16 protein-coding genes are annotated in these 19,602 nt (G+C 71.6%); 10 read left to right on the top strand and 6 right to left on the bottom strand.

The window, feature by feature from the left end:
• Positions 1-537: 537 nt before the first annotated feature.
• Complete coding sequence (locus ACFYZ8_RS29825) at positions 538-990, bottom strand: pyridoxamine 5'-phosphate oxidase family protein (RefSeq protein ID WP_388538227.1); 453 nt, start codon at positions 988-990, stop codon at positions 538-540.
• Positions 991-1,330: 340 nt separating this feature from the next.
• Here ACFYZ8_RS29825 and ACFYZ8_RS29820 point away from each other — a divergent pair, with 340 nt between their 5' ends.
• Entirely contained in the window at positions 1,331-2,545 is a 1,215-nt protein-coding gene (locus ACFYZ8_RS29820) for a nitrate/nitrite transporter (protein WP_388538391.1), read from the top strand.
• A gap of 64 nt (positions 2,546-2,609) precedes the next feature.
• Here ACFYZ8_RS29820 and ACFYZ8_RS29815 read toward each other — a convergent pair whose 3' ends face one another.
• Positions 2,610-4,298, bottom strand: a complete 1,689-nt coding sequence (locus ACFYZ8_RS29815; RefSeq protein ID WP_388538392.1) for a GAF domain-containing protein — start codon at positions 4,296-4,298, stop codon at positions 2,610-2,612.
• Positions 4,299-4,636: 338 nt separating this feature from the next.
• Between ACFYZ8_RS29815 and ACFYZ8_RS29810 the strand changes: the two genes are divergently transcribed.
• The 7 genes from ACFYZ8_RS29810 (at position 4,637) to ACFYZ8_RS29780 (ending at position 11,255) form a co-directional block, all read left to right on the top strand.
• A complete protein-coding gene (locus ACFYZ8_RS29810) occupies positions 4,637-5,599 on the top strand; it encodes a hypothetical protein (protein ID WP_388538228.1) in 963 nt (320 codons plus the stop codon).
• Complete coding sequence (locus ACFYZ8_RS29805) at positions 5,482-6,168, top strand: class I SAM-dependent methyltransferase (protein ID WP_389050147.1); 687 nt, start codon at positions 5,482-5,484, stop codon at positions 6,166-6,168. The genes ACFYZ8_RS29810 and ACFYZ8_RS29805 overlap by 118 nt, the downstream gene beginning before the upstream one ends.
• A gap of 368 nt (positions 6,169-6,536) precedes the next feature.
• Positions 6,537-7,835, top strand: a complete 1,299-nt coding sequence (gene pcaC, locus ACFYZ8_RS29800; RefSeq protein WP_359035167.1) for a 4-carboxymuconolactone decarboxylase — start codon at positions 6,537-6,539, stop codon at positions 7,833-7,835.
• A gap of 73 nt (positions 7,836-7,908) precedes the next feature.
• Positions 7,909-8,544, top strand: coding sequence for an MBL fold metallo-hydrolase (locus ACFYZ8_RS29795; protein ID WP_359035165.1), 636 nt, complete (start codon positions 7,909-7,911; stop codon positions 8,542-8,544).
• A gap of 30 nt (positions 8,545-8,574) precedes the next feature.
• Complete coding sequence (locus tag ACFYZ8_RS29790; protein WP_388538232.1) at positions 8,575-9,354, top strand: exodeoxyribonuclease III; 780 nt, start codon at positions 8,575-8,577, stop codon at positions 9,352-9,354.
• Positions 9,355-9,974: 620 nt separating this feature from the next.
• Positions 9,975-10,382 carry a DUF6278 family protein gene (locus ACFYZ8_RS29785; RefSeq protein ID WP_388538233.1) on the top strand — a complete coding sequence of 136 codons (408 nt, stop codon included), beginning with the start codon at positions 9,975-9,977 and terminating at the stop codon, positions 10,380-10,382.
• Between the two features lie 126 nt (positions 10,383-10,508).
• The gene (locus tag ACFYZ8_RS29780) at positions 10,509-11,255 is read left to right on the top strand and encodes an amino acid ABC transporter ATP-binding protein (RefSeq protein ID WP_359035159.1); all 747 of its coding nucleotides are present in this window, start codon (positions 10,509-10,511) and stop codon (positions 11,253-11,255) included.
• Between the two features lie 170 nt (positions 11,256-11,425).
• On the opposite strand, the gene ACFYZ8_RS29775 is transcribed toward ACFYZ8_RS29780, so the two are convergent.
• Positions 11,426-12,991: a CocE/NonD family hydrolase gene (locus ACFYZ8_RS29775; protein WP_388538235.1), complete on the bottom strand. Its 1,566-nt coding sequence runs from the start codon at positions 12,989-12,991 to the stop codon at positions 11,426-11,428.
• 116 nt (positions 12,992-13,107) lie between these two features.
• The gene (locus ACFYZ8_RS29770) at positions 13,108-13,866 is read right to left on the bottom strand and encodes a hypothetical protein (RefSeq protein ID WP_359035155.1); all 759 of its coding nucleotides are present in this window, start codon (positions 13,864-13,866) and stop codon (positions 13,108-13,110) included.
• 144 nt (positions 13,867-14,010) lie between these two features.
• Here ACFYZ8_RS29770 and ggt point away from each other — a divergent pair, with 144 nt between their 5' ends.
• The gene (gene ggt / locus ACFYZ8_RS29765) at positions 14,011-15,807 is read left to right on the top strand and encodes a gamma-glutamyltransferase (RefSeq protein ID WP_359035153.1); all 1,797 of its coding nucleotides are present in this window, start codon (positions 14,011-14,013) and stop codon (positions 15,805-15,807) included.
• Between the two features lie 4 nt (positions 15,808-15,811).
• Here ggt and ACFYZ8_RS29760 read toward each other — a convergent pair whose 3' ends face one another.
• Positions 15,812-18,328, bottom strand: a complete 2,517-nt coding sequence (locus ACFYZ8_RS29760; RefSeq protein ID WP_388538236.1) for an ATP-dependent Clp protease ATP-binding subunit — start codon at positions 18,326-18,328, stop codon at positions 15,812-15,814.
• A gap of 172 nt (positions 18,329-18,500) precedes the next feature.
• On the bottom strand, positions 18,501-19,268 hold the full coding sequence (gene map / locus ACFYZ8_RS29755) for a type I methionyl aminopeptidase (RefSeq protein ID WP_388538238.1): 768 nt from the start codon (positions 19,266-19,268) through the stop codon (positions 18,501-18,503).
• A gap of 32 nt (positions 19,269-19,300) precedes the next feature.
• On the opposite strand from map, the gene ACFYZ8_RS29750 reads away from it, so the two are divergent.
• Entirely contained in the window at positions 19,301-19,552 is a 252-nt protein-coding gene (locus ACFYZ8_RS29750) for a helix-turn-helix domain-containing protein (protein WP_388538240.1), read from the top strand.
• Positions 19,553-19,602: the final 50 nt, after the last annotated feature.

Below are 19,602 nucleotides of genomic sequence, written 5' to 3'. Positions count from 1 at the left end.
GGCCCCGCCGCACCCCACGCGAAGACCGGCGGCGGTGCTCGGCGCGGCGGCCGATGGTCTTCACAGGCAGGGCCGAGAGTCCCTGGAGGTGATCCCGTGCACGACCACATCGACCGCCCTCAAGGCCGATTCCACCGCTCTCGCCCGTGGTGGGTGCCGCGCACGGTCCGGTCCGGTCATCGTCCGGCCGCCCGCCTCGTCTGCCCTGACTCCAGGGCGGCCGGACACAGCGCGAGGACGTGGGGAAGAGCCGGGCGATGAGCACCGCCGCCCACGCCGTCCGCCGTCCGCGGCACGACGCGGCCGACCGGCCGTTCATCGTCATCTGGGAGTCCACCCCGGCGTGCTTGTTGGCCTGCCCGCACCGCCGGGCCCAGGCCGTGCCCGAGCGTGACCCGCTGGAGCTGGACACCGCCGCCGCCAGCGATCTGTCGGGCCAGGTGGCGGCCTTCGGGCAGCCCGCCGGGTTCCCTCGCGGGGCCGGAGCCGGAGGCCCTCACCCAGGCACGTCGGCTCGCACCGTCCGCCCCGTAGGCGTCAGAGCTCCGCGGCCGCCGCAGCTCGCGCCTCACTGTGTGCCGTATGGCCCCTGAGCTCGCGTCCGGTGAGCAACTCGGCCTCGATCCGCACGAACACCGCGTCCCGCAAGGGCATCCAGGAACTCGGGCCGGTCTGCGACAGGCGTTCGTGCTCGGCGGGATCGTCCACCAATGTGGCCCGCCCGGTGACGACCACGCTCCAGCCGGACCGGGTCGCCGCGTCGAACTCGTCCGCCTCGAACGCGACCACGACCCCGTCGATGGCCTGGACGAGATCCGAGTCCGCCGAGGTGCACAGCAGGACGGAGGAGTCCGTGTCCAGGGAGAAGTTGATGGGGAGGACCGCGGGCAGGGCCTGCCGGGTGTACACCACGCGGCCGACCGGCACCTTGGTCAGCAGGCGCAGGCACTCCTCACGGTCGAGTGCGCGAAAGGCGTCGTTCTGGGACATCGGTCCATCGTCCATGCGTGCGAGGCGAGGGGATAGGGCCGACCGGCCCTCCCTTCGCAGGGCCCCGCGGGAGCGCGGACCGAGGGTGAGGGACTGCCGGATCCGCACCCTGGGCCTGTCCGTCCGCCGGTAGGGACTCATGGCCCATCCCGGCGCTGTGCCCGGACGCGGACAGTGGTCCGGGGCTGCCGCCCGGCAGGCAGGAGGCCGGCTGCGCGTGCGGTCCCGGTGGTGCTGTATCACCAGGCAGAGGAAAGGGACGGACAACATGGTCCAGTCGTTGAAGTCGAAGGGCGGGAGTTCGCCGTCGGGTGCTCCGGTGTCCGGCCGGGCGTGGCTGATGCTGGCCCTGGCCACGGTCGGATTCGCTGTGAACTTCTGGGCGTGGGCGCTGCTGAGCCCGTTGGGCCCGCGGTTCAAGGAAGGCCTCGATCTGTCGTGGTTCGAGCAGTCGCTGCTGGTCGCGGTGCCGGTCGTGGTCGGTTCCCTGGGCCGGATCCCGGTGGGGGCGCTGACCGACAGGTTCGGCGGCCGGATCATGTTCCCGATCGTCTCGGCGGTCACCATCGTGCCGGTGCTCTACCTGGGCCTGGCCGGGCATTCCTCGCTCGCCGCGCTGCTGACCGGGGGGTTCTTCCTCGGTATCGGCGGCACCGCCTTCGCCGTCGGTGTGCCCTTCGTCAACGCCTGGTTCCCGCCCGAGCGCCGGGGCCTCGCCATCGGCGTCTTCGGCGCCGGCATGGGCGGCACTGCCATCAGCGCCCTGACCACCGTGAAGCTGGTCGACGCGAACAGCATGAAGACCCCCTTCCTGATCACCGCCGCGGTCCTCGCCCTGTACGCCGTGACCGCCGCGCTGCTGCTCCGCGACGCACCCGGACGCACGGTGCCGACCGAACCGCCGGCCCGCCGACTGGCCGCCACCGCCCGCCTCGGCATCACCTGGCAGGCGTCCGCCCTGTACGCGGTCGCGTTCGGCGGCTACGTGGCCTTCTCCGTCTACCTGCCCACCTACCTCAAGACCGGCTACGGGCTGACCCAGGAGGACGCCGCGAACCGGATGGCCGGGTTCGTGCTGCTTGCCGTCGCGATGCGCCCGATCGGCGGCTGGCTGTCGGACCGCGTGGGCCCGGTCCGGGTGCTGTCCGGCTCGCTGACCGTGGTCGTGGCAGGGGCGCTCGCGCAGTCGTTCAGCCCGGCCCTGGCACCGGTGGGCACCCTCGCCTTCCTGGCCATGGCGGCCGCCCTCGGCGCGGGCAGCGGCGCGACCTTCGCCTTGGTGGCCCTGCGCACCCCGGCGAACCAGGTCGGCTCGGTCACCGGCGTGGTCGGCGCCGCAGGAGGGCTCGGCGGCTTCCTGCCGCCGCTGGTGATGGGCTCCCTGTACGGCGAGTACGGAACATACGCGGCCGGTCTCGTGCTGCTCGCGGTCGTGGCCGCCGCTGCACTGGCCTTCACCCTCACCGGTGTCCGCACCGCGGCCGAAGGCGACGGCAGGCGGAAGCCGCGCACCGGCGGCCGACATGAGCACCGCGCCGCCGGCACCACCGCCTGAGCGCCGCTGGGCGATCCGACCCGCCCATGCCCGCCCCCCGCCGCGTGGCCGGGAGCGCGTGGGGTCATGAGCGGCCGGAGACCGACAAGGGCACCGTCCATTCCACGACGGTGCCCGAGGGGTCGTTCGGCTCGAGAGAGAAGCTCCCCCCGAGGTCGGTGGCGCGCTGCCGGAGGTTGTCGAGACCGCTGCGGCGGCTGACGGCCGGGTCGATGCCCGTGCCGTTGTCGGTGACCCGCAGGTGGAGCCGGCTGCCGTCCGTCTCGGCGGTGACCTCGACCGCGGTGGCGTGTGCGTGCCGGGCGGCGTTCGACAACGTCTCGCGCAACACCGCCAGCAGGTGCTCGGCATGCTCGGCGGGCACGTCGGTGTCCAGCAGGCCGGTCATGCGCAGGGCGGGGGTGAATCCGAGGACGGCGGCCGCCCGGTCGGTCTCGGCCAGCAGCTTCGAGCGCAGCCCGCCGCGCCCGTCGGAGCGGTCGCGCTCGCGCAGTGCGTAGATGGTGCCCCGCACGGTCTTGATGGTGTCGTCGAGGTCGTCGACGACCCGCTGGACACGTTCGGCCACCTCGGGTCGGTCGGACACCCGGCCGAGCACCGAGTTCAGGGTCAGTCCGGAGGCGAACAACCGTTGGATGGCCAAGTCGTGCAGATCGCGGGCGATCCGGTCGCGGTCGGTCAGGACCAGCAGGTGGTCGGCCTCGCGCCGGTGCTCCGCGATCTCCAGGGCCAGCGCGGCCTGGTCGGCGAAACTGCTGATCATGGCCATGGTGGTGTCCGAGAACTCCGCGCCGCCGGGCAGGTTGGCGACCTGCAGGACCCCGCGCACGTGCTCGCCTCCGCCCAGCGGGAGCAGGAATCCGGGCCCCAGGGCGATCTGTGCCGCCGAGCCGCCTCCGGCCTGCGGCTCGTCTGACAGCGCGCCGCTGGCGATCCGCTCGTTGGAGAGATGGACCTTGGCGGCCAGCGTGGTGGCCGGCAGCACCAGCCCGTGGACCTGCTCGGCGCCCTCACCGTCGGCGGCCTCGATCACCAGCTCGTCGCCGCCGTCGAACGGCACGGCCAGCGTCACCAGGTCCGCCCCGGACAGAGTCCTGATGGTCGAGGCGACCTGGTGCAGCACCTGGTCCGGGTCGGTGCCCGACAGCAGGCTGCGGGTCAGGTCGCTGCTCGCCGCCAGCCACTGCTCCCGGCGGCGGGAGTCCTCGTACAGGCGGGCGTTGTCGATCGCCACGCCCGCCGCGGCCGCGAGCGTGCGCAGCACCGCCTCGTCGTCCTCGTCGAACTGTGCCCCGCCGCGCTTGTCGGTCAGGTACAGGTTGCCGAACACCTGGTCGCGCACGCGGACCGGCGCTCCCAGGAAGGTGGTCATCGGCGGGTGGCCCGCGGGGAAGCCCACCGAGTCGGGATGGCCGCCCAGATCGGCCAGGCGCAGCGGCTCCGGTTCGCGGATCAGCAGCCCGAGGATGCCCTGGCCCTCGGGGTAGTGGCCGATCGCGCGGATGGTGTCGTCGTCCATGCCGACCGTGATGAACTGCCGGATCCTCCCTTCCTCGCCGAGCACGCCCAGCGCTCCGTACTGAGCGTCGACCAGGGTGACAGCGGACTCCGTGATCCGCCGCAGCACCACGTCGAGGTCCAGGTCGGAGCCGATGGCGAGGACCGCGTCCAGGAGCGTGTGCACCCGGTCCCGCGTCGCGCGGACCTGGGCCACCTGTGCCTGCAGACCCTCCAGCAGCTCGTCGAGCCGCAATTGGGGCGCCGCCGGGCCGCCCTTCCGCCCCTGCGCCGGACTCTCCGCCACTCCCGCTCCCTCCAGAAAGTGCCACTGGCACCCCCTCATCATGCCCGAACGGCTCTGTCGGCACTCGAATGCATGTACCAGTGCGGGCGTCCCGGCGACCGAGATCAGCGTCCGCCCCCTCACCGGCGCGGGGTGCCGTTCGGCCGCCTGCCCCAGACCAACGGCCCCTGGCAGGGCGCCGTGAGCGCGGCAACGCTTGAGACATGAAGGCGCGGAGCGTTCCGGTGACCGACTCGTCCGCCGCACCACGCGGACCTGGACCGCGGCGACAGCGGCGGGTGAACCGCATGGTGCTGGCCTTGTTGCGCTCACGGTGGCACGCCGCGGCACCGGGCCTCTGCGCTCTGTCGTTCGCGGGGCGCCGCAGCGGGCGCCCGGTCCTCCTGCCCGTGCAGTACGCCCGCGAGGGCGACCGGCTCGTGGTGCTCGCGGGCCGCGCCGCCGGCAAACAGTGGTGGCGCAACTTCGCCGAGCCCCACCAAGTCGGCGCCCTGGTCGACGGGGTGGCACGCGCGGGCGTGGGCCGTCTGGTGCGGGCGGGTGACTCTGACCGTGCCGCGGCGGAGCGCACCTACGGCCGACGGCACCCACATGTGCGGATCACCCCCGACGACCCGCTGGTCCTGATCACCCTGACGCCCGGCCCCGTTCCCGACCCGCGGCGACTGTGGGGGCGGTGGTGGCGCTGGACGACGTTGGGGGAGGCCGCCGGCTTCTGCGTTCCGGCCGCGGCAGCGGCCGTGGTCGGTGACGCGTCCGCGACGATCGCGTGGCCGGTGCTGGTCGCGGCGGGGATGGCGGAGGGAGCCCTGCTGGGCGCGGCGCAGGCCCATGTGCTGCACCGGGCGCTGCCCGACCTGCGGCGGCGCCACTGGGTGACCGCCACCGCGCTGGCGGCGGGCTGTGCCTGGCTGCTGGGACTGCTGCCCTCGGCGGTGGTCCCGCGCGTCGGGTTCTGGCCCGCGGCAGCCGGCCTGGCGGTCCTCGACGGCCTGCTTCTGCTGTTCAGCCTGGGCACCGCGCAGTGGTGGGTACTGCGCCGGCACGTCACGGGCGCCGCGCAGTGGATCTGGGCCACCGCGGCCGCCTGGCTGGCCGGACTCGCGGTCTTCTGCACGGTGGCCATGCCGCTGTGGCACCCGGGCCGGCCTCCCGTCCTGATCGCGGCCATCGGGGTCCTGGCCGGGTTTCTCATGGCAGCCACGGTGGCCGCCGTCACGGGACGGGCACTGGTCCGCTTGCTGAGCTGACCGGCACGAGCTGTCCGAGTAGCGGCGCGGTATTCGTTCGCCCTCACCGGGACCACTGGCTAACGTCTCGAACGTGGACGTCACCGATCCGAAGGACGTCGTCCGACGCGGGTACGACGCCGTCTCGGCGCGCTACGACGAAGTGTTCGGCGCCGAGACGAAGTACCAGTCACTGCTCGGTGACCTTCGCCGGCGGATCCCGGCCGGTGGAACTGGGTCACCGGCGTGGAGATCAGCGAGGAGCAGGTCCGCCGGCCCGTGAGCGGGTGCCGCAGGCGGAGTTCATCCACGCTGATGCGACGGAAGCGTCCTTCGGCCCCGCGCCCTTCGACGCCGTCGTCTCCCTCTTCGCCCTGATCCACCGTCCGCTGTCCGAGCAGCAACCCTTGCTGCGCGCCATCGCGGGGTGGCTCCGCCGGGCAGGCCGTTTCCTGGCCACTACGGGACGCCCGCGAGTGGATCGAGCAGGCCGGCAACCGCACTCGTGTGCAGCCCGAGCCGAGGATCTTCGCCAAGCCGCCACAACGTGGGATGACTTGCACGGATCCGCGGCAGAAGGGCAAGCGTGAGTCCGACGGCCCACCGGCCGAGCGGCTTGCCCAGCCGCCTGGCCGGCAAGATCGAAGTGGACCCGGAACCACCTGCGGGGGACGACCCCTGTTCAGCCAGTGGTGATCCGGCTTCTGGTGGGCGAGATCCCGGAAAACCTCCAGGTCAGCCCCGTCGGGCCCCGATGAGGCCATCGCGCGCCGTGCTGCAACCCGACCCCTTGGCAGTGGTGACGAGGGCCGAAGCCCCCAGCCGCAGGGACGGGAACCGAGTACGCCTCATCTCCGGGGCTTCCGGCGGCGCCGAACGTGTCGTAGCACCCCCGACAGGAGCCGTTAGGTTGGGACCGGCCATGTGAGATCCCGTGAGAGATGAGAGGCTGAGAAGGGTGAGCGAGACACCACCGAACACCCTGCAATACCGCTTTGACGGCCCGGACGACGCACCCGTCCTGATCCTGGGCCCCTCTCTGGGCACCACATGGCACATGTGGGACCGCCAGGTCCCCGAGCTGGTCAAGCAGTGGCGCGTCTTCCGGTTCGACCTGCCGGGGCACGGTGGCGCACCCGCCTACCCGGCGGGCTCGGTCCGGGACCTCACCGACCGGCTGCTCGGCACGCTCGACCAGTTCGGGGTGCACCGCTTCGGCTACGCGGGCTGCGCGCTCGGCGGTGCGGTCGGCATGGAGCTGGCACTGCGCCACCCGGAGCGGCTCGCCTCACTCGCGCTGATCGCCGCCTCGCCCCGCTTCGGCACGGCCGACGAGTTCCGCCAGCGCGGGGTGATCGTACGGACGAACGGGCTCGATCCCATCGCCCGCACCTCGCCCGACCGCTGGTTCACCTCCGGGTTCGCCGCCGCCCAGCCCGCGATCACCGAGTGGGCCGTGCAGATGGTGCGCACCACCGACCCCGGCTGCTACATCGCGGCCTGCGAGGCGCTAGCCGCGTTCGACGTGCGGGCCGACCTGGCGAGCGTGGGGGTGCCGACCCTCGTCCTCGTCGGCTCCGACGACCAGGTCACCGGCCCGGCCGAGGCCCGCACCCTGGTCGCGGGCATCCCGGACGCCCGGCTCGCCGTCGTACCCGGCGCCTCCCACCTGGTGCCGGTCGAGCAGCCCGCGGCCGTCACCGACCTGCTGCTCAGACACTTCTCCACCGCCTGGCAGCCCGCCTTCGACTCGGCCACCGGTCAGACGGCGATCCCCTCGGCCCCGCTCAAACCGGTCCTGACCGCCGCGCCGCCGCAGCCGGTGCCGATCGCCGAGATCGCCCCGGCCGCCCCCGCCCCGGAGACCGGGGGCCGTCCCGACCCGTACGACGCCGGCATCAAGGTGCGCCGTGAGGTGCTCGGCGACGCGCACGTCGACCGGACGCTGGCGCAGGCCGACGAGTTCTCCGGCGACTTCCAGGAGCTCATCACCCGCTACGCCTGGGGCGAGATCTGGGACCGGCCGGGCCTCGACCGCCGCTCGCGCAGCGTCGCCACCCTCACCGCGCTGGTCGCCGGCGGACACCTGGACGAGCTCGCCTCCCACACCCGGGCCGCGCTGCGCAACGGCCTCACCCCCTCCGAGATCAAGGAAGTGCTCCTCCAGGCGGCCGTGTACTGCGGTGTCCCGGCGGCCAACAGCGCGTTCAGGGTGGCCCAGCAGGTCATCCGCGAGGAGACCACGCCCCCCGAGTGATCGTCCGAGGCGGGTGGTGAGAGCACCTGCCTCTGCCGCCGGTCCGCGCGCGACGAGGGGCAGGATGGATGCCATGAAGCTCACGAAGATGTCGCACGCCTGTGTCCGTCTGGAGAAGGACGGGCAGACGCTCGTCCTCGACCCCGGGGCGTTCAGCGAGGAGGACGCCGCCCTCGGAGCGGACGCGATCCTCGTCACCCACGAACACCCCGACCATTTCGACGAGGAGCGGCTGCGGACGGCCCTGGACGCCAACCCGGCCGCCGAGATCTGGACCCTCAGGTCGGTCGCCGAGAAGATCTCGGCCGCCTTCCCCGGCCGCGTGCACACCGTCGGCCACGGCGACACCTTCACGGCCGCCGGTTTCGACGTCCAGGTCCACGGCGAACTGCACGCCGTGATCCACCCGGACATCCCGCGCATCACCAACGTCGGCTACCTCGTCGACGGCGGCCGGGTCTTCCACCCCGGCGACGCCCTCACCGTCCCCGACCACGCCGTCGAGACGCTGATGCTGCCCGTCATGGCCCCCTGGAGCAAGATCTCCGAGGTCATCGACTACGTCCGTGAGGTCAGGCCCCAGCGCGCCTACGACATCCACGACGCCCTTCTCACGGACCTCGCCCGCCCGATCTACGACAACCAGATCGGCGCCCTCGGGGGCGCGGAGCACCTGCGTCTCGCGCCGGGGGAGAGCACGGCTCTGTGACTGTCAGTGCCGCCCGGTAGGTTGTGAGGCATGCGCATCGCGACCTGGAACGTCAACTCGATCACCGCCCGTCTCCCGAGGCTGCTGGCCTGGCTCGAGAGCACCGGCACGGATGTGCTGTGCCTCCAGGAGGCCAAGGTCGCCGAGGCGCAGTTCCCGTTCGACCAGCTGCGAGAGGCGGGCTACGAGGCGGCGGTCCACGCGACGGGGCGGTGGAACGGCGTGGCGGTGATCTCCCGGGTGGGCCTCGAGGACGTCGTCAAGGGTCTGCCCGGCGATCCCGGGTACGACGGCGCCCCGGAGCCCCGCGCCATCTCCGCGACCTGCGGCCCGGTCCGCGTCTGGTCGGTCTACGTGCCCAACGGCCGCGAGGTGGACCACCCGCACTACGCCTACAAGCTCCAGTGGTTCGAGGCCCTCAAGGCCGCCGTCGCCGGTGACGCGGCGGGCAGCCGCCCCTTCGCGGTCCTGGGCGACTACAACGTGGCACCGACGGACGACGACGTCTACGACGTGGCCGCCTTCGAGGGCCTCACCCACGTCACCCCGGCCGAGCGTGCCGCGCTCGCCTCCCTGCGCGAGGCGGGCCTGTCGGACGTGGTCCCGCGGCCCCTCAAGTACGACCACCCGTTCACGTACTGGGACTACCGCCAGCTCTGCTTCCCCAAGAACCGCGGCATGCGCATCGACCTGGTGTACGGCAACGAACCCTTCGCGAAGGCCGTCACCGACGCCTACGTCGACCGCGAGGAGCGCAAGGGCAAGGGCGCGTCCGATCACGCACCCGTGGTCGTCGACCTGGACGTGTAGGGCCGGCCCGGCGACCGCGCGGGCGCGCCGGGGCCCGTGTCTCGCGGGCAGCAGGCGCAAACGGGCGGCCGACGCGTCGAACTCCAGCAGGTTGCAGAACGCCCCGCCGACCCCCGCCAGGCACCAGGTCGGCACCCCTCACCGTACGACCGCGTCCCCTTCTGGTCCAGCCAAGTCGGCGCGGCGCCCTGCATGGCGAGGGTGTACCCGGTGGCGTCCAGTCGGCGGCCCCCCACCAGGCACGGGGGCCCGCCGCCGAGCGCGTACGTCACCGGTCCCTCGCGCGCGCCTGCCCGCCAGTCCCGTGCCGACTGTGAGTCGCCGCAGCCGTCGCGGTCCTCCTGACCCAGCCGGGCGTCGGCGCTGACACGTGGGGTGCCGTTCGAGGGAGGGACTGTGCCTCCCCCACGGCGGCCGCGGCCCGGCCCGGCGCGAGGACCACCGCACCGCTTCGGACGCACAGGCACCCAGCCGCAGACCCTGTCCGCAGGGGACGAAACGCGCATCGCGCAGCCAAGCAGACATCAGCGGCACGTCAACGCACCACGCGCGCAGCCGGCCGGAAACGACGGTCCGCGCGCCTGTGGTGCATGCGGCCGGGTGAGTGACACGCTGGGCGTATGAAGATCCCTTTTCTGGGCGGCTGGAGTGAGAAACCAGGGACCCGAGACCCCGAGGGCATCGCCGAACTCCTCTCCGAGTGCGAGCTCCTGCGCTCCCACGCCTCCCGTTCGGGTGTCCGACTGGACGACACACCGGCCTCGTTGGAGGCGCTCGACCAGCTGGTGCCGGGCTGGCGGGACGACGAGGAGATCCTGCTCTGGCTCGGCAACGACGCCGGGCTCTACCTGGGCACCGTCATCGTGCGGACCGTACCCGGGGCGACCTGGGATCTGCGCTCGGACGGCCAGCCCGTGATCCGGCTGGAGTCGGGCCGCGAGTTCGACGTCGTGGCGGCCGGGCACGAGTGGGCCGCGAGCGGGGTGCCCGAGCTGTCGCAGCTCTACGCCGAGGTCGCCGAGGAGTGAGCCCCTGGCCGTAAGTGCGGTGTAAATACGGCTAATGACCGAAAAGTGCGTGTCGTTCCGTGGGCGCGATCTTGCCTCGATAGGTTGCGGCAACCACGACACAGCTGAGAGTGAGTAGGGCTGGGCATGGCCGTCGCCGATCCGCTGATCGAACTGCGTGACGTCAACAAGTACTTTGGGGAGCTGCATGTCCTGCAGGACATCAACCTCACCGTCGGCAAGGGGGAGGTGGTCGTGGTCATCGGCCCCTCGGGGTCGGGCAAGTCCACGCTCTGCAGGGCGATCAACCGTCTGGAGACCATCAAGTCCGGCTCCATCACGCTCGACGGACAGCCGCTGCCCGAGGAGGGCAAGGCCCTCGCGAAGCTCCGCGCCGAGGTCGGCATGGTCTTCCAGTCCTTCAACCTGTTCGCCCACAAGACGGTTCTGCAGAACATCTCGCTGGCCCAGGTCAAAGTCCGCAGACGGAAGAAGGACGAGGCCGACCGGCGCTCCCGCCAACTCCTCGACCGGGTGGGCCTCGCCGACCAGGCCGACAAGTACCCGGCCCAGCTCTCCGGCGGTCAGCAGCAGCGTGTGGCCATCGCCCGCGCCCTCGCCATGGAGCCCAAGGCCCTGCTCTTCGACGAGCCCACCTCGGCCCTCGACCCGGAGATGATCAACGAGGTCCTGGAGGTCATGCAGCAACTGGCCCGGGAGGGCATGACCATGATCGTCGTCACCCACGAGATGGGCTTCGCCCGCTCGGCCGCCAACCGCGTGGTGTTCATGGCCGACGGCCGCATCGTCGAGGACCGCGCCCCCGACGACTTCTTCACCAACCCGGACAGCGAGCGCGCCAGGGACTTCCTCTCCAAGATCCTCAAGCACTGAGGGGGGGCGCGGCCATGTCCTCGGACCTGGACTACGATGGTCCGCTCATCCCCACGGTGATGGCGAACGAGCCCCCAGGGACGCTGCTGCCGGGTGGGGATCCCCCCACGGCCCTTGAACCGTAGGGGGCAGCAGTCACGGAGCCATACCCGCCCGGCGCCGGCCGGAGATCACTGCTCGCGCAGCGGAATCGACACGTACGACGGGTCGTTCGCCGGCGAGGAGAAGGTCAGCTGAGCGCCGGACGGGTTGTGCTCGATGTAGAGCGGGTCGACCGTGTCGACCACCAGGGCCAGGCGATGCCCTGCCGGGACGTCGTAGGCCGTGGAGAACAGCTCCAGGTCGACGCCGAACGGCTTGCCGGGTGTCCGCCCGTGGAAGGTGTACGGCGCGTTGGAGACCAGCTTGCCGAGGCCGAGCGGCCCCACGTCGTACAGGTAGGCGACGAGGGTGCCGCTCTCCTTGGTGGGGGTGAGCGTGGTGTGCAACTTCGCGGTACCGCGCACCTGTTGTGCGGCCGTGTACTTCTCCGACTGCCATACGGCGGCCCAGCGGCGGGGGAGCAGGGGGACCGAGGCCACCGGGGGCGCCTGGGCGAGCTGGTCGAGGATGCTGGACAGGAAGACGATCCCGCCGTCCGCGCCCGAGTCGACGTTGGTGTGGATCGTGGTCGTGCCCGCGAGGGCGATCTTCCTGCGGGTGGCGGCGACCGACTTCCAGTCCGGGTAGCTCTCGTAGCCGCCCGTGGAGCGGGGCTTGAGCTGGACCGGCTCCTCGCGGTCGATGCCGTTGTCCGCGCTCTTGAGGTAGTGGTCGAACCAGCGCCCGGTGTCGGTCCAGACGTCGTTGGGCAGGCCGAACAGGCCGGGCAGTTCGGCCGTGGCGTGGTCGCCGGGGCGCAGTTCCAGTCTCTTCGGGCCGGTCAGCTTCTCGTAGAAGTCCGCGTACTGGTTGGGCGAGAAGACCGTGTCGCCCCACGCGTTGGCCATCATGACCGCCGTGCCGTTCTGGTTCAGCTGGTCCACGTAGGTGATGGCCGAACGTTTCTTCCCCCAGTCGATCATGTCCTGTTCCTTCGACAGGTTCGACGCGTAGAAGTTGTCGAAGATCTGCCGGACTTCGGCGCTCTGACGGCCGGTGACCAGGCTCGCGCCGTCCAGCACGGCCGCGGCCTGGACGTGCTGGGTGCGGCCGGAGTAGATCGAGTCGATCAGGTCGGCCCAGCCGCTGAGGGCCGCGACCGCCTTGACGCGCTTGTCCTTCGCGGCGGTGAGCAGGCTGATGCCGGCGCCGTACGAGACCCCGGCCATGCCGATGTGCCGGTTGTCCGCGGGGGTGTTGGCGAGAGCCCAGTCGATGACCCGGGAGGCGTCGGTGGTGTCGGACGGGCCCGCGACGTCTATCTCCCCGCCGGACTGCCAGAAGCCGCGGACGTTGTAACTGACGACGACGTACCCGGAGTTCGCGAGCTTCTGGGCCTGGGCGAGGTACTCGATCTGGGGCAGGCCCCAGCTGGTGGGCAGGACGAGCAGCGGGTAGCGCTTGGCGCCGTCGGATCCGGCGGGCGTGACGACGTTCGCCTTCAGGACGGTTCCGCCGTCGCCGGTGATGTCGACGAAGCGGACGGCGTCCGCGGCCTGGGCGGTGGGGGCGAGTCCGAGGGCGCTACCGGCGATCAGAGTCGCGGAGACGGCGCCCACGGTGGTCGTACGCAGGGCCTTGCGAGGGTGTCCCACGGGTCACTCCTTGCTCGTGTCAATGCAAAGTGACCAGACGGTAACCTCGGCGGCTTACCAGAGGTAACCCGTCGGTAAGTTACGTGGGAGTAACGATTGTTGTGGTGTGAATCAATTCAGGAGGCGCGGTGGGAGTTGCGTGGAGCCGTGGGTGCCGGGAGGGGGGTCTTGGCCTCCCGTGTCACGTCCGCGACCAGCTCCACGACGTCCGGCCCGTAGGCCCCGGAGTTGACCACCCGCAGCAGCAGTACGAAGGTGCTGTCGCCGTACTTGCGGGTCAACCGCTCCTGGTTGCGGGCCAGATAGCGGGTCGCGGCCTGGTTGGTGATCGCGGTCTGACCGCAGAACAGGAACACCGGCCGGGCGCCGTTGCTCTGCTCGACGGTGAGCCGGGCGAGGAGCGCGTACTCGGAGGTGCCGACCTCCACGCGGTAGCGCTCGGTGCCGACCTGGAACGCGCCGCGGTCCGGGCTCGGCTCGGCGTCCACGTTGACCCGGACACCGGGCAGCAGGGAGGAGAGGTGCGCGGCCATGCGGCGGTTGGACGCCGGACCGCCGACGCAGAACTCGGTGCGCTCGCCGAAGCCCTGGCGTGCCGCGTCGTGCGGAAGGACCTGGGCGTGGGCGTTGCAGTCCTTGATGAGGGCGGCCAGTTCGAGGAGGGCGAACACGTCGTAGCGCATCACCGCGAGGTCCGGGCCGCTCGCGCCGCGGTTCACCACGAGCAGTGACTCGGAGTTGTCCGGCAGCCCGAAGAACGCCTGCTTGCGGCGGAGTTTCCGCTTCCACAGATATGTCCGGGCGAGCCAGCCGAGCGCGGCGCTGATGCCCGCCGCCACCACGCCCAGGACGATGTTGCGCACGTCGTCTGTCATGTGCGCGCATGCTAGCGGGCCGACACGACTCCTACGTACCGGTGTTCGAAGTGTGGCATTCGTATGACACCTGACCCGAAGAGGGCTGTCGGGGCCCCCGCGATGTGGTTACGCTGCGCGGACGGTCCTGGACTGGAGGTACGGATGCGTCGCCCTGTCGCACGGAAGCTGTCGGTCCTGGCGGTCTCGGCCGCCGTGGTCTCGGTGGGAGCGGCGGCACCGCCGCAGACCACCTCGGCACCCGAGAAGGTACCCGTCGCCGTCGGCTACGGCGGCGCCGTCTCCAGCGTCGACGCGGACGCCTCCGCCGCCGGCATCGAGGTCCTGAGGAAGGGCGGCAACGCGGTCGACGCGGCCGTCGCCACCGCCGCCGCGCTCGGCGTCACCGAGCCGTACTCCTCCGGCATCGGCGGAGGCGGCTACTTCGTCTACTACGACGCCAAGTCCCGTACGGTCCACACGATCGACGGCCGCGAGACGGCACCCCTGAGCGCCGGCTCCGACCTGTTCCTGGAGAACGGCAAGCCGCTCGCCTTCGCGGACGCCGTCAGCAGCGGACTGAGTGTGGGCACCCCGGGCACGCCGGCCACGTGGGCCACGGCGCTGGGCGAGTGGGGCAGCAGATCGCTCGGCACCGTCCTGAAGCCCGCCGAGCGGATCGCCCGCGACGGCTTCGTCGTCGACGACACCTTCCGCTCGCAGACCGCGTCCAACGAGACCCGGTTCCGGTACTTCCCGGACACGGCGAAGCTGTTCCTTCCGGGCGGTCAACTGCCCGTCGTCGGCTCCACCTTCAAGAACCCCGATCTCGCCCGCACCTACGCGGAGTTGGCCCGCAAGGGCGTCGGCGCGATCTACCACGGCGACCTCGGCGACGAGATCGTCGACACCGTGAACAAGCCGCCGGTCGACCCGGGTTCAGGGTGGAACGCCCGGCCGGGCCGGTTGTCGGAGAAGGATCTCGCCGTCTACCGGGCCAAGCTCCAGAAGCCCACCAAGACCTCCTACCGCGGCCTCGGCGTCTACTCCATCGCGCCCTCCTCCTCCGGCGGCACGACGGTCGGCGAGGCCCTCAACATCCTTGAGAACACCGACCTTTCGAAGGCCAGTGAGGTCCAGTATCTGCACCACTACATCGAGGCCAGCCGGATCGCCTTCGCGGACCGGGGGCGCTGGGTCGGCGACCCCGCCTTCGAGGACGTACCGACGAAGGGGCTGCTGTCGCAGAAGTTCGCCGACTCGCGGGCCTGCCTGATCAAGGACGACGCGGTGCTGACCAGTCCGGTGGCGCCGGGGGACCCGCGTCATCCCGCGTCCTGCTCGGCCAGGGGCACGGCGGCCCCGACGACGTACGAGGGCGAGAACACCACGCATCTGACGGTGGCCGACAAGTGGGGGAACGTCGTCTCCTACACGCTGACCATCGAGCAGACCGGTGGCAGCGCGATCACCGTGCCCGGGCGGGGGTTCATCCTCAACAACGAGCTGACGGACTTCTCCTTCGCGCCCGCCAACCCGGCCGTCCACGACCCGAACCTTCCCGGGCCCGGGAAGCGGCCGCGGTCCTCGATCTCGCCGACGATCGTGCTGGACCGGCACAACGAGCCTGTGGTGGCGCTGGGTTCGCCCGGCGGGGCGACCATCATCACCACCGTGCTCCAGGTGCTGACCGAGTTCGTGGACCGCGGGCTGCCGCTGGTGGACGCGATCGCCGCGCCCCGGGCCAGTCAGCGCAACGCCGCGCAGACCGAGCTGGAGCCCGGGCTGTACAGCAGCGGGGTGCGGTCCCAGTTGGAGGCCATCGGGCATTCCTTCAAGCTGAATCCGGAGATCGGGGCCGCGACCGGTGTGCAGCGGTTGCCGGGCGGGAAGTGGCTGGCGGCCGCGGAGACGGTGCGGCGGGGTGGGGGGTCCGCGCAAGTGGTGCACCCCGCGCCGTAGTCGCCTACGGCGTCTCCGAGAAGGTCAGACCGCCTGCCGCCGTGTCCACGGTGACCCGGCCGCCGTCCGTGATCGTGCCGTTCAGCAGCAGGCGGGACAGCTGGTTGTCGACCTCCCGCTGGATCGTGCGGCGCAACGGACGCGCGCCGTACTCCGGTTGGTAGCCGTGTTCCGCGAGCCAGTCCACCGCGCCGTCCGTGAAGTCGACCGTGACGCCCTGGGCCTGGAGCAGACGACGGGTCCGCTCCAGCAACAGCTTGGTGATCTCCCGTAGTTGCTCACCTGTGAGCTGGCGGAACACGACGATCTCGTCGATGCGGTTCAGGAACTCCGGGCGGAAGTGCTCGCGCAGCGGGCGCAGGATCTGTTCGCGGCGGGCCTCCTCGCCGGACTGCGGGCCGAAACCGATGCCCGAGCCCCGGCGCGTGATCGCCTCCGAGCCGAGGTTGCTGGTCATCACGATCACCGTGTTGGTGAAGTCGACCGTGCGGCCCTGGGAGTCGGTGAGCCGTCCGTCGTCCAGGACCTGGAGGAGGATGTTGAAGACGTCCGGGTGGGCCTTCTCCACCTCGTCAAGCAGGAGCAGCGAGTACGGGTGCCGGCGGACCACCTCGGTCAGCTGGCCCGCCTCCTCGTGGCCCACGTACCCGGGCGGGGCGCCGACCAGCCGGCTGACGGTGTGCCGCTCCTGGTACTCGCTCATGTCCAGGCGGACCATGCGCTCCTCGCTGCCGAACAGGGACTCGGCGAGGGCACGGGCCAGTTCGGTCTTGCCGACCCCGGTCGGGCCGAGGAAGAGGAAGCTGCCGATCGGGCGGTCCGGGCTCGCGAGGCCCGCGCGAGAACGCAGTACGGCGTCGGAGACGACCCGTACGGCCTCGTCCTGGCCGACGACCCGTTCGTGCAGGTGGTTCTCCAGGCCGAGCAGGCGGTCCTTCTCCTCCTCGGTGAGGCTGCTGACCGGGATGCCGGTCAGCCGGGACACCACCTGGGCGACGGCCTCCGCGGTGACCTCCAGGTGCTGGCCCTCCTCGGCCGCGTCGTGGTCCCCGCCGACCTCGCCGATCCGCTGCTTCAACTCGGCGATACGGTCCCGCAGTTGCGTGGCCTGCTCGTACTGCTCGTCGGCGACCGCCTGGTCCTTGTCGAGGGTCAGCTGCTCGACCTCGCGCTCCAGGGCCCGTACATCCGTGCCCTTGGTGCGGGCGCGCAGCCGTACGCGTGCCCCCGCCTGGTCGATGAGGTCGATCGCCTTGTCCGGCAGCCGGCGGTCGGTGAGATAGCGGTCGGACAGCTCCACCGCGGCCACCAGCGCCTCGTCGGTGTAGCGGACCTGGTGGTGGGCCTCGTAGCGGTCGCGCAGCCCGCGCAGGATCTCGATCGCGTCCGCCGGGGTGGGCTCCGGGACCAGGATCGGCTGGAAGCGGCGGGCCAGGGCCGCGTCCTTCTCGATCCGGCGGAACTCCTCCAGCGTGGTCGCGCCGACGATGTGCAGCTCGCCGCGGGCCAGGGCGGGCTTGAGGATGTTGCCGGCGTCCATCGAGCCGCCCTCACCGCCACCGCCCGCGCCGACCACCGTGTGCAGCTCGTCGATGAAGACGATCAGCCGGTCGGAGTTGTCGCGGATCTCGCCCACGATGTTCGTCAGGCGCTCCTCGAAGTCGCCCCGGTAGCGGGTGCCCGCGACCACGCCGGTCAGGTCGAGGGCGACGACCCGGCGCCCGATCAGCACGTCGGGCACGTCCCCGTCGACGATCCGCTGGGCCAGGCCCTCCACGATGGCGGTCTTGCCGACGCCCGCGTCGCCGATGAGCACCGGGTTGTTCTTGCCGCGCCGGGACAGCACCTCGATGGTCTGCTCGATCTCCTCGTCCCGGCCGATCACCGGGTCGATACGGCCCTGGCGGGCCAGCTCGGTGAGGTCGCGGCCGTACTTGTCGAGGGTGGGCGTGCCCGTGCTGCGCGGTGCCTCACCACGGGGCTGCCCGGCATCCGGGCTCGCCTCGGGAGGCAGACCGGTGGGGGCGAACCGGGCCGAGTTCAGGATGTGCCCGGCGGCCGAGTCGGGGTTCGCCGCCAGGGCGCTGAGCACGTGCTCAGGGCCGATGTACCCGGCGCCCCGGGCCCGGGCCAGCTCGTGCGCGTCGAGCAGGGCGCGCTTGGCGGCCGGGGTGAGGGACAGCGAGGTGGGCGGAGGGGCCTCCTCCGGCTGGTGCTGGACGGGGCCGGAGCGTTCGTCGATCTCCGAGGCGAGCGAGTCCGGATCGGCCCCCGCCCGGCTCAGCAGGGTCCGGGTCGGCTCGGCCGTGAGCGCGGCCCGCAGCAGGTGCTGGGTGTCCAGATCCCGGCTGCCGTGCTCGGCGGCGTACTGCGCGGCGCCCCGCACCAGCTCCCGGGCGGGCTGGCTCAGCAACTGGCCGATGTTGATCTGCCGGGGGCCGGGGCGCGGTCCGCCGAAGAAACGGGCGAGGAACTCTCCGAAGGCGTCGTAGCCTTCCGGTCCGCTGAATCCGCTGGTCATGGGCGTTCCCATCCGGCATCCCCATGGGGGTCCCCCCGGACCGAGTCCGTTCGAGGTGTGGGGGAGGGCCGGGGACGCCCTCGCTGATCGACGTGCCGGGGCCGGGTAACCCGGGTGTCAGCCGGTTACACCTTCGCACGGATGGGAGAGCGGGGCATTTTCAGTGATCGGCTCAGCGTGCGGTCAGCACGCGTGGCCCGCTGTCGGTGATCGCCACCGTGTGCTCCACATGCGCCGCCCTGGAGCCGTCGTTCGTCTTCAGCGTCCAGCCGTCCGGCGCCGCGTGGTACTCGTCCGTGCCGCCGGCGATGAGCATCGGCTCGATCGCGAGCACCATGCCGTGCCGCAGCGCGAGCCCCCGCCCCGGGCGCCCTTCGTTGGGCACCGGGGGGTCCTCGTGCATACGGCGGCCGATGCCGTGCCCGCCGAAGTCGTCCATGATTCCGTAGCCGCCCTCCCGGCAGACCGTGCCGATCGCGTGCGCGATGTCGCCGACGCGGTTGCCCACGTGCGCCGCCGCGATCCCGGCCGCCAGTGCCCGCTCCGCGGTCTCGATCAGCCGTACGTCGTCGGGGCGCGGCCCGCCCACGGTGAAGCTGATCGCCGAGTCACCGGCCCAGCCGCCGAGTTGGGCACCGCAGTCGATCGAGACCAGGTCGCCGTCACGCAGCCGGTAGCCGGTCGGGATGCCGTGCACGATCGCGTCGTTCACGGAGGCGCAGATGACGGCGGGGAAGGGCGTGGAGGCGAAGGAGGGCCGATAGCCCAGGAAGGGCGAGGACGCCCCGGCCTCCCGCAGCACCCCGCGCGCCACCTCGTCCAGCTCCAGCAGGGAAACACCCACGTCAGCGGCCTTCTGTACGGCGGTCAGGGCGCGCCCGACCACCTGTCCCGCCTCGTACATGGCATCGATCGATGTGTCCGTCTTCAGCTCCACCATGCCAATTACTATACCGGTATTAGAATGGGCTCATGGTGCGCACCCCTCTCACTCCCGAAGAACGCGAACGCGGCGAGCGGCTCGGCCGGCTGCTGCGCGAGGCCCGCGGCGGCCGCAGTATGGCGGAGGTCGCGGCGAGTGCCGGGATCTCCGCGGAGACCCTCCGGAAGATCGAGACCGGGCGGGCTCCGACCCCGGCGTTCTTCACGGTGGCCGCGCTCGCCCGGGCGCTCGGGCTGTCCATGGACGAACTGGCCGGACTGTGCGAGCCGGCGGGCGTGTGAGGGGAGTTCGCTCACCGGCCGGGAGTGCCGTCCGGAGGCCTCTGCTGCCC

It is taken from the genome of Streptomyces sp. NPDC001668 (assembly GCF_042893155.1).
GTDB lineage: Bacteria > Actinomycetota > Actinomycetes > Streptomycetales > Streptomycetaceae > Streptomyces.
Note: the sequence above shows the minus strand (reverse complement) of the source record. Positions and strands in the feature narration are given on the sequence as shown.

Excerpts from the sequence above, each read along its gene's own strand:
- ACFYZ8_RS29770 (WP_359035155.1), bottom strand. The coding sequence starts at position 13,866 with ATGACAGACGACGTGCGCAACATCGTCCTGGGCGTGGTGGCGGCGGGC.
- ACFYZ8_RS29820 (WP_388538391.1), top strand. The coding sequence starts at position 1,331 with ATGCTGGCCCTGGCCACGGTCGGATTCGCTGTGAACTTCTGGGCGTGG.
- ACFYZ8_RS29750 (WP_388538240.1), top strand. The coding sequence starts at position 19,301 with ATGGTGCGCACCCCTCTCACTCCCGAAGAACGCGAACGCGGCGAGCGG.
- ACFYZ8_RS29785 (WP_388538233.1), top strand. The coding sequence starts at position 9,975 with ATGAAGATCCCTTTTCTGGGCGGCTGGAGTGAGAAACCAGGGACCCGA.
- ACFYZ8_RS29760 (WP_388538236.1), bottom strand. The coding sequence starts at position 18,328 with ATGACCAGCGGATTCAGCGGACCGGAAGGCTACGACGCCTTCGGAGAG.
- ACFYZ8_RS29810 (WP_388538228.1), top strand. The coding sequence starts at position 4,637 with ATGGTGCTGGCCTTGTTGCGCTCACGGTGGCACGCCGCGGCACCGGGC.
- map (WP_388538238.1), bottom strand. The coding sequence starts at position 19,268 with ATGGTGGAGCTGAAGACGGACACATCGATCGATGCCATGTACGAGGCG.
- ACFYZ8_RS29780 (WP_359035159.1), top strand. The coding sequence starts at position 10,509 with ATGGCCGTCGCCGATCCGCTGATCGAACTGCGTGACGTCAACAAGTAC.
- ggt (WP_359035153.1), top strand. The coding sequence starts at position 14,011 with ATGCGTCGCCCTGTCGCACGGAAGCTGTCGGTCCTGGCGGTCTCGGCC.
- ACFYZ8_RS29825 (WP_388538227.1), bottom strand. The coding sequence starts at position 990 with ATGTCCCAGAACGACGCCTTTCGCGCACTCGACCGTGAGGAGTGCCTG.
- ACFYZ8_RS29795 (WP_359035165.1), top strand. The coding sequence starts at position 7,909 with ATGAAGCTCACGAAGATGTCGCACGCCTGTGTCCGTCTGGAGAAGGAC.
- ACFYZ8_RS29790 (WP_388538232.1), top strand. The coding sequence starts at position 8,575 with ATGCGCATCGCGACCTGGAACGTCAACTCGATCACCGCCCGTCTCCCG.